This is a genomic window from Sphingopyxis sp. (assembly GCF_036402335.1).
Lineage (GTDB): Bacteria > Pseudomonadota > Alphaproteobacteria > Sphingomonadales > Sphingomonadaceae > Sphingopyxis.
On the sequence record NZ_DASWTD010000094.1, the window covers coordinates 1 to 7098 of the forward strand.

Annotated in this window: 8 protein-coding genes; 3 read left to right on the plus strand and 5 right to left on the minus strand. The window is 65.5% G+C overall.

What is annotated here, in order from left to right:
* Positions 1–94: 94 nt before the first annotated feature.
* Together VGD20_RS02830 and VGD20_RS02835 are read right to left on the minus strand one after the other, a co-directional pair.
* The gene (locus VGD20_RS02830; protein WP_331132996.1) at positions 95–1609 is read right to left on the minus strand and encodes a M28 family peptidase; all 1515 of its coding nucleotides are present in this window, start codon (positions 1607–1609) and stop codon (positions 95–97) included.
* A gap of 130 nt (positions 1610–1739) precedes the next feature.
* Positions 1740–2564 (minus strand): CoA ester lyase, encoded by an 825-nt coding sequence (locus tag VGD20_RS02835; RefSeq protein ID WP_331132997.1) that lies wholly within the window; start codon positions 2562–2564, stop codon positions 1740–1742.
* Positions 2565–2643: 79 nt separating this feature from the next.
* Here VGD20_RS02835 and VGD20_RS02840 point away from each other — a divergent pair, with 79 nt between their 5' ends.
* Together VGD20_RS02840 and VGD20_RS02845 are read left to right on the plus strand one after the other, a co-directional pair.
* A complete protein-coding gene (locus VGD20_RS02840; RefSeq protein WP_331132998.1) occupies positions 2644–3555 on the plus strand; it encodes an SPFH domain-containing protein in 912 nt (303 codons plus the stop codon).
* Between the two features lies 1 nt (position 3556).
* Positions 3557–4003 carry an NfeD family protein gene (locus tag VGD20_RS02845; RefSeq protein WP_331132999.1) on the plus strand — a complete coding sequence of 149 codons (447 nt, stop codon included), beginning with the start codon at positions 3557–3559 and terminating at the stop codon, positions 4001–4003.
* Between the two features lie 7 nt (positions 4004–4010).
* Here VGD20_RS02845 and VGD20_RS02850 read toward each other — a convergent pair whose 3' ends face one another.
* The 3 genes from VGD20_RS02850 to VGD20_RS02860 form a co-directional block, all read right to left on the minus strand.
* Entirely contained in the window at positions 4011–4541 is a 531-nt protein-coding gene (locus VGD20_RS02850; RefSeq protein ID WP_331133000.1) for a GNAT family N-acetyltransferase, read from the minus strand.
* A gap of 32 nt (positions 4542–4573) precedes the next feature.
* Positions 4574–5134, minus strand: coding sequence for a hypothetical protein (locus tag VGD20_RS02855; protein ID WP_331133001.1), 561 nt, complete (start codon positions 5132–5134; stop codon positions 4574–4576).
* 320 nt (positions 5135–5454) lie between these two features.
* On the minus strand, positions 5455–6345 hold the full coding sequence (locus VGD20_RS02860; RefSeq protein WP_331133002.1) for a metal-dependent hydrolase: 891 nt from the start codon (positions 6343–6345) through the stop codon (positions 5455–5457).
* Positions 6346–6402: 57 nt separating this feature from the next.
* On the opposite strand from VGD20_RS02860, the gene VGD20_RS02865 reads away from it, so the two are divergent.
* On the plus strand, positions 6403–7011 hold the full coding sequence (locus tag VGD20_RS02865; protein WP_331133003.1) for a TetR/AcrR family transcriptional regulator: 609 nt from the start codon (positions 6403–6405) through the stop codon (positions 7009–7011).
* Positions 7012–7098 lie beyond the last annotated feature (87 nt).

Here is a 7098-nt window from a genome sequence, read left to right on the forward strand (position 1 = left end):
GTCGCCCCCGCGAAGGCGGGGGCCGCAGTCGGCCTTACTCGGAGTCGATAGCGGCCCCGCCTTCGCGGGGGCGACGTTTATTATTCTGCGAAGATTACTTACCCGACCACCGCTTCGTATCGGCGAACGCGCGGCCCAGCGCCACGTGCAGGTCGGCGTCCTCGGCTGCGCCGCCGAGCGGGATCTTGTCGGAGAAATTGTCGGCGGCCGTATGATAATCGCTGCCGAGGAAGGCTTCGAGCAGCTTCATGTCCGAAAAGCTGCCACCGACCATCAGCGAGGTGACGCCCTTGGCACCCAATGCCCAGCCATCCTGCCGCTGAATGAAGGCATCGGCCTCGCCGTCGTCGTCCATCTTGCGGCCAAGCTTCATCGCCACGTCGCGAACCACTGCATCATAGGCTGGCTTGCCGCGCCCGATCGTCGCGACCGGCGTTCCGCGCGGCGAAATGGCGATCGTGTCAACATTGAGCGCGACGGTGATGTCGCCCAAGGGCACCGCCGGATGATCGGCGAAATAGTGCGCGCCGAGCAGGCCCTTTTCTTCGGCCGTCGTCGCGAGGAAATAGACGTCGCGGTCGGGACGCGTGCCCGCGCCGAGCCGTTTCGCAACCTCGATCAGCACCGCGATGCCGCTCGCATTGTCGACCGCGCCGTTGCAGATGCGGTCGGCGTCGCCCTCTTTGCCGCAGATACCGAGATGGTCCCAATGCCCCAGGAACAACACCGCCTTGCCGTCGGGCCTGGCGCCCGGAAGCTTGGCGACGACATTGTTGCTGGCGAAGGGGCGAATGGTCGATTGCGCGTTGAAATCGGCGGTCACCGGAAGCACCGCACCGCGATAATCAGGCGATTTGGCAGCCGCGCGCGCGGCATCGCCGCCGAGTCCCGCCTTGGCGAGCAGCGCGTCGGCCGCCTCGATCGACAGGAAGCCCGAGACCGGCGCGCCCGGCTTGGCGCTCGCAAGACGTACCGTCCTGGCGCCGACGCTTTCCCGGAGGTCCGCCCACGGCACGGCATCGGTCGCGATGACCAGCACCGCCGATGCACCGGCGTCGGCCAGCATCTGCCGCCGCTCGCGATAGCGCGGCAGCTTGTCGCCGAAGGGCGCATTGTCGAAGAGCATGATCGCAAGCTTGCCCTTGACGTCGGCATTGAGCTTGCCCGTGCCGTCGACGCCATAGCCGACGAAGACCGCCGGCAGGCCGGCCAGCGACACCGACGGATCGCGGCCGGCCAGGATGATGCCGTCATCCCCGATCGCGAAATCGCGGCCTTGGACCTTGAACTTTGCGGAGCTGCTGACCGTTTGGCTCTCGACGAACGGCACCGGTTGCAGCCATGGAGTCGTGCTGCCCGGCACGGCTTCGAGACCTGCTTTCGCCCACTCGCCGACGATATAGGCGATCGTGCGGTCCTCGCCTTCGGTCCCCGGCGCGCGTCCTTCGAACGCATCGCTCGCGAGGATCCGGATATGCTCGGCGAGCTGCGCCTCGGTGACCGGCGCGTCGGCCGCCTTGGCCTCTGCGGCGATGGCGGTGGCAGGAACGGCAGTGAAAGCGGCCAGGGCGACGGCCGCGATGGCGGCGCGAAATTTAGTTGCGTGCATGGGCGCGCGGCATGGCACGGCAGCGAAAGCCGGGCAAGCGGCGTTCGTCGAAGGATGGTGGGCGTTGGTCCGGCGCTGAGCGGGACAAGTGAGAGCCGACCTGCCCCCCTCCCGCTTGCGGGAGGGGATGTCAGGAACGCCCCGCCCGCTCCAGTAGCGCCCGCGCCGCAGCGACGTGCATATCCTCGATCATCCGGCCCTCGTGGCGCTGCGCCCCGCCCGTTGCGGCCGCGACCAACGCTTCGGCGGCGGCGATCTCGCGCTCCGACGGGGCAAAGGCGGCGTTGCACGGATCGACCTGCGACGGGTGGATCAACGTCTTGCCGTCGAAACCGAGCCGCCGGCTTTCGGCCGCCTCGGCCGCGAAACCGGGGGCATCGTCGATCGCGTTATAAACGCCGTCGAAACCCCACACGCCGCCCGCGCGCGCCGCCAGCACGATCGCCTGGATCGCGTGGCTCATCGCGCCGCGGTCCATCCCGTCGGGCAGCTTCAATTCATGGGCGAGGTCGTTGAGCCCGGCGATGAGGCCGGCGACCGCGGGATCGGCGGCAATATCGCGCGCGGCATAAATTGCGACCGGCGTCTCGATCATCGCCAGAAGCGGCAGGCCAAGGCCGCGGGCAGCTTCCAGGTCGGCAACGGCATCGACTTTGGGCAGCACCACGGCATCGAGCGGCAAACCGGCCACGGCATTGATATCCGCGGCTCGGTGCTCGCTCCCCGCCCCGTTGATCCGCACCGCGACGCGCTTGCCCGGGAAACCGGCCATAATCGCGGCACGCATCGCGGCGCGCGCGTCCTCCTTGCGATCTTCGGGAACCGCATCCTCAAGGTCGATGATCAGCATATCGGCCGCAAGCCCCGCCGCCTTTTCGAGCGCGCGGGCATTCGAACCAGGCACATAGAGCAGGGATCGCGGGGCATATTCACTTGAGGTTTCAACGGGGGTCATGCGCTTTTCTGTGGCGCAGCCGCGGCATTGTCGCAATAAGAAGCCGTTGCAGACGTGAAATTTGTCGAGGGGATGTTGGATGTATTTTGCACTTGCACTGGTTGTTCTGGCGCTCGTGTTCCTGCTCTGGGCCCTGACGCCCGTCCGGCAGGGCTATGCCTATACGATCGAACGTTTCGGCCGCTATACGCACACGGCTCAGCCCGGGCTCAACTTCATCATGCCGATCTTCGACCGCGTCGGTCGCAAGGTGAACATGATGGAACAGGTGCTCGACATCCCGGGCCAGGAAATCATCACCAAGGACAATGCGATGGTCGCCGTCGACGGCGTCGTCTTCTTCCAGGTGCTTGATGCCGCAAAGGCCGCCTATGAAGTCAGCGACCTCTATCTCGCGATCATGAACCTGACGACGACGAACCTGCGCACCGTGATGGGTTCGATGGACCTCGACGAAACGCTGTCGAAGCGCGACGAGATCAACACCCGCCTGCTGCATGTCGTCGACGATGCGACCACCCCTTGGGGCGTCAAGATCACGCGCGTCGAGATCAAGGACATCCGCCCGCCCGCCGACATTTCGAACGCGATGGCGCGGCAGATGAAGGCCGAGCGCGAAAAGCGCGCCAACATTCTTGAGGCAGAAGGCATGCGCGCGTCGGAAATCCTGCGTGCCGAGGGTGAGAAGCAGGGCCAGATCCTGCAGGCCGAGGGCCGCCGCGAAGCCGCCTTCCGCGACGCCGAAGCGCGCGAACGCGAGGCCGAGGCCGAGGCCAAGGCGACACAGATGGTGTCCGACGCGATCGCCGGCGGCAACGCGCAGGCGATCAACTACTTCATCGCGCAGAAATATGTCGAGGCGGTGAGCCAGTTCGCGACCAGCCCGAACGCCAAGACGATCCTGTTCCCGGTCGAGGCGACGCAGTTGATCGGCACGCTCGGCGGGATCGGCGAACTCGCCAGGGACGCGATCGAACGCAAGGGAGCCTGACATGCCCGACTGGCTGACGAACATGGAACCGCATTGGGCGTGGCTCTCATTGGGCGTGCTGCTGGCCGCGGCCGAAATCGTCGCGCCCGGCTTTTTCCTGATCTGGCTGGGCGCTGCGGCGATCGCCACCGGTGCCATCGCGTGGGTCGTCCCGCTGACCATCCCCGTACAACTCGGCATTTTCGCCATCCTGTCCTTCGTCGCGCTTTACGGCGCGCGCCGCTGGCTGAAGGCGAACCCGATCACCACGACCGACCCGCACCTCAACCTGCGCGGCGGCCGGCTGGTCGGCGAAGTTTTGACGATAACCAAGGCGATCGAGGATGGCCGTGGCCGGGCGAAGGTCGGCGACGGCGAATGGCCGGTGCGCGGGCCCGATGCCGCCGAAGGCACCAAGGTCCGCGTCGTCAGCGCCGACGGCGGCGTGCTGGTGGTCGAGGCCGCCTGATTGCGCCCTATCCTCCGCGCGCGCGCGAATAGATTGCGACGACATGCCCCAGCGCATCGCTGTCGCCGATGCGCCGGAAGCCGAGCTTGCCCGACACGCGCTCCGACGCTTCATTGCCCGGATCGATAATGCAGCGGACCTCTGCCGCATCCAGATTCGCGTCGGCCCAGCGCAATATCGCGGTCATCGCCTCGGTCGCATAGCCCGCGCCCCAATGGTCGGCGTCGAACGCCCAGCCCGCCTCGGGAACATCCTCGAGCTCGGGAATGCCGCGACAGAAATAGCTGAGCCCGCCCTGCCCGATCAGCCGGTCGGTCGCCTTGTCGGCGAACACCCAATAGCCGAACCCCATGATCGGCCACAGTCCCGCCGAGCCGAGGAACTTGCTCCAGCTGAGGTCGGGCGCCCGCGGCTCGCCGCCGATGAAACGCGTAACGCGCTCGTCGGCCCACATCGCGATATGCGTATCCTTGTCGGAAAGGCGCCCGGGGCGGAGGCGAAGGCGATCGGTTTCGATGACAGGTGCAATAGTCAGCATGGACGCTGATGTGCCCAAGCCGGACCAGCCGGTCAATCGGGGATCAGATAATGATCGAACAGGTCGTGCAATACCGCCTTGCCGTCGACCTGTTGTCTGGTGCGCAGCACCGCGAGCGTGTCGACGCGGGCCAGCACGTCGACATGTTTCAGAACGACATGATAGTGTGGCCGGTCGCAAAAATCATGGAACAGGAAGATGCACTCGGGCTTGCAGTGGATGATCGACTGCAACAGGCAGGCGACGCGAAACCGCCCGTCGATCAAGACCGCATCGGGGCCGCCGCTCAGGCCCCGCCATATCTGCGTGTGATAGCGCGGCCAGTCGCGGATCCGGCCTTCGTCGGTCGGATAGCCCCATTCGCCGACGGATCCGATGTCGGCATGAAAGGGCGTGAATTCGACGACTTCGCGCGTCACTTCGGCCTGGACCTTGCCCAGCCAGACGGGATCGCTGTCGACGCTGACGATCCGGCGGACCTGCCGCGCCGCGACCAGCGTGCTGCCGCCGCATCCGAATTCGAGCAGCGAGCCGAGCCCCGCCAGTTGCAGTTCGAACTGCGTCACTTCCGCTTCGGTCATCTGCGGCTGCATGGTCCCCTCCACCCCGAAAGGATATGGGACCGGCGGCGGCGCGTCCAGCCCGCCATTGGCGTGATCATGTCGGCTTAGGGGGTGTGGGGAGTTGCCATTCGCTCGCCTTTCTTCGTCACTCCGGATCAAGTCCGGGGTGACGATGACCGATAGGGCAGCTTCCGGCCGAAAGCCGTCCGCCCACTTGGATCGACGCGCCCGCTGACGCTCTGCCATCGCGATGGCAGGATAATCGATGTCGAAAACTCTCCGCGGATGAGGAGGCCCAGAAGCAGGGAGAGAGGACCGCTCTGGACCCCCGCAACCGCGGAGAAGGAAGATCAGGCTGCCGCGGCCGCCAGTTCGGGTTTCGACGAATGCGCCGGCATGATCGCGTCGGCATAATCGCTTTCATATTTCCTGATCAGCGACCGGTCGTCGTGGTTCCACGGGTGAAAGCCCGGCATGAAATAGCTGAGCCAGGGGAAGAAGCTCTTGCGTAGCACTCCCGGCGTACCGAGCAGATACCACCAGATGCGCGCCGTCACGCGCCAGCCGGTGAGGCCATCCTGCTTCAGCAGCCTCTTCATCCCCTTCACGCGTTTCGGCCAGAAACGCGTGGTCACAAGGATCATCATCAGCGACTTGGCGCGCCAGCGCCTGAACCGGCTCCAGTCCTTTGTCGCGTGAAGCCAGGTGTCGTACGCGACCCCCTTGTGCTCGATTTCCTCGATCGCATGCCATTTCCACAAGGCGGCCCATTCGGGCTCGGCCCCGGCGTACATGCTCTCATCGCGCAGCATCACCGCCGCCATCATCGCGGTATAATGTTCGAGCGCGATCGTCGCCATCAGGTTGACGATCTGAGGCCGCGTCTTGATGAGGTCGAGAACCTGGTTCACATCGTCCTCAAGCTCGGAAAGATCGTATCCCGCCTCCGCGGCCTTCTTGTTGAAGACGACATGTTCGCGGCTGTGGATCACTTCCTGCTGGGTGAAGGCGCGGATTTCGCGCGCCAGCTTGTCAGGTACGCCATCGCGATGCGCCTTCACCGCTTCGATGAACATCGCCTCGCCGCGCGGGAAGGTAACCGACAGCGCGGTGTGGAACGCCGACGCGATCGGGTCGCCGTTCAGCCACCAGCGGCCTTGCTTGTCGTCGCGGCCAAAGCGCATGTCGCGTGGCGTGATCGACAGATCCTCGGGGGTCGGCGACTGGGAAAGACTGGACATATGGCTCATACCGTCGAAAAGGGTTGTTGGGGCCAGCAATAGGGTTTACTTACACATATGTCAATAGTGAAGAAGCGTTTGAGTCCCGAGGAAAGCCGTTCCGCGGCGCTCGAGGCCGCGCGCCATATCCTGATCGAGATGGGACCGGCGGCGGTGACGCTGAAGGCCGTCGCGGCGCGGATCGACCGCACCCACGCGAACCTCCTCCATCATTTCGGCAGCGCCGCGGGGCTGCAAAAGGCGCTTGCGGCCTATCAGGCTGAAACCGTGTGCGAAACGATCGGCAAGAAAATGGCCGAGTCGGCGCCCGGCGAGCGCAATGTGCGCGAGATCGTCGACCTCGCGTTCGACGCGTTCAACAGCGGCGGTGCCGGCGCGCTCGCGACGTGGATGGCAGCGACGGGCAATGACGATGCGCTCGACCCGATCGTCGATGCGATCCACCGGCTGATCGACGGCATGGCACCCGACGCCCACGAAAAGCGGCTGATGCACGAAGATACGCTCGCGCTGGTGCTGATGGCGCTCGGCGACGCGCAGCTCGGCGGGCCGATGGCCGAGGCCCTCGACCTGCCGCGCGACACGTCGCGGGTGCTCGCGACCGAATTGATCACGGGGCGCATCGCCAGGTTCTGGGCGGAGCACGGCGGCAAGCCGCAGGGCTAAGGGCTGGTAATTTTGTGTCGCGCACGCTAGGAGGCGCGGCAATCCATTCATTCCGTTCGCATCGAGCCCTTCGACTGCCTTGGCAGG

What these genes read in the sequence shown, in the direction of transcription:
- VGD20_RS02830 (WP_331132996.1), bottom strand. Translation starts at nt 1,609, where the DNA reads ATGCACGCAACTAAATTTCGCGCCGCCATCGCGGCCGTCGCCCTGGCC.
- VGD20_RS02835 (WP_331132997.1), bottom strand. Translation starts at nt 2,564, where the DNA reads ATGACCCCCGTTGAAACCTCAAGTGAATATGCCCCGCGATCCCTGCTC.
- VGD20_RS02840 (WP_331132998.1), top strand. Translation starts at nt 2,644, where the DNA reads ATGTATTTTGCACTTGCACTGGTTGTTCTGGCGCTCGTGTTCCTGCTC.
- VGD20_RS02845 (WP_331132999.1), top strand. Translation starts at nt 3,557, where the DNA reads ATGCCCGACTGGCTGACGAACATGGAACCGCATTGGGCGTGGCTCTCA.
- VGD20_RS02850 (WP_331133000.1), bottom strand. Translation starts at nt 4,541, where the DNA reads ATGCTGACTATTGCACCTGTCATCGAAACCGATCGCCTTCGCCTCCGC.
- VGD20_RS02855 (WP_331133001.1), bottom strand. Translation starts at nt 5,134, where the DNA reads ATGCAGCCGCAGATGACCGAAGCGGAAGTGACGCAGTTCGAACTGCAA.
- VGD20_RS02860 (WP_331133002.1), bottom strand. Translation starts at nt 6,345, where the DNA reads ATGTCCAGTCTTTCCCAGTCGCCGACCCCCGAGGATCTGTCGATCACG.
- VGD20_RS02865 (WP_331133003.1), top strand. Translation starts at nt 6,403, where the DNA reads ATGTCAATAGTGAAGAAGCGTTTGAGTCCCGAGGAAAGCCGTTCCGCG.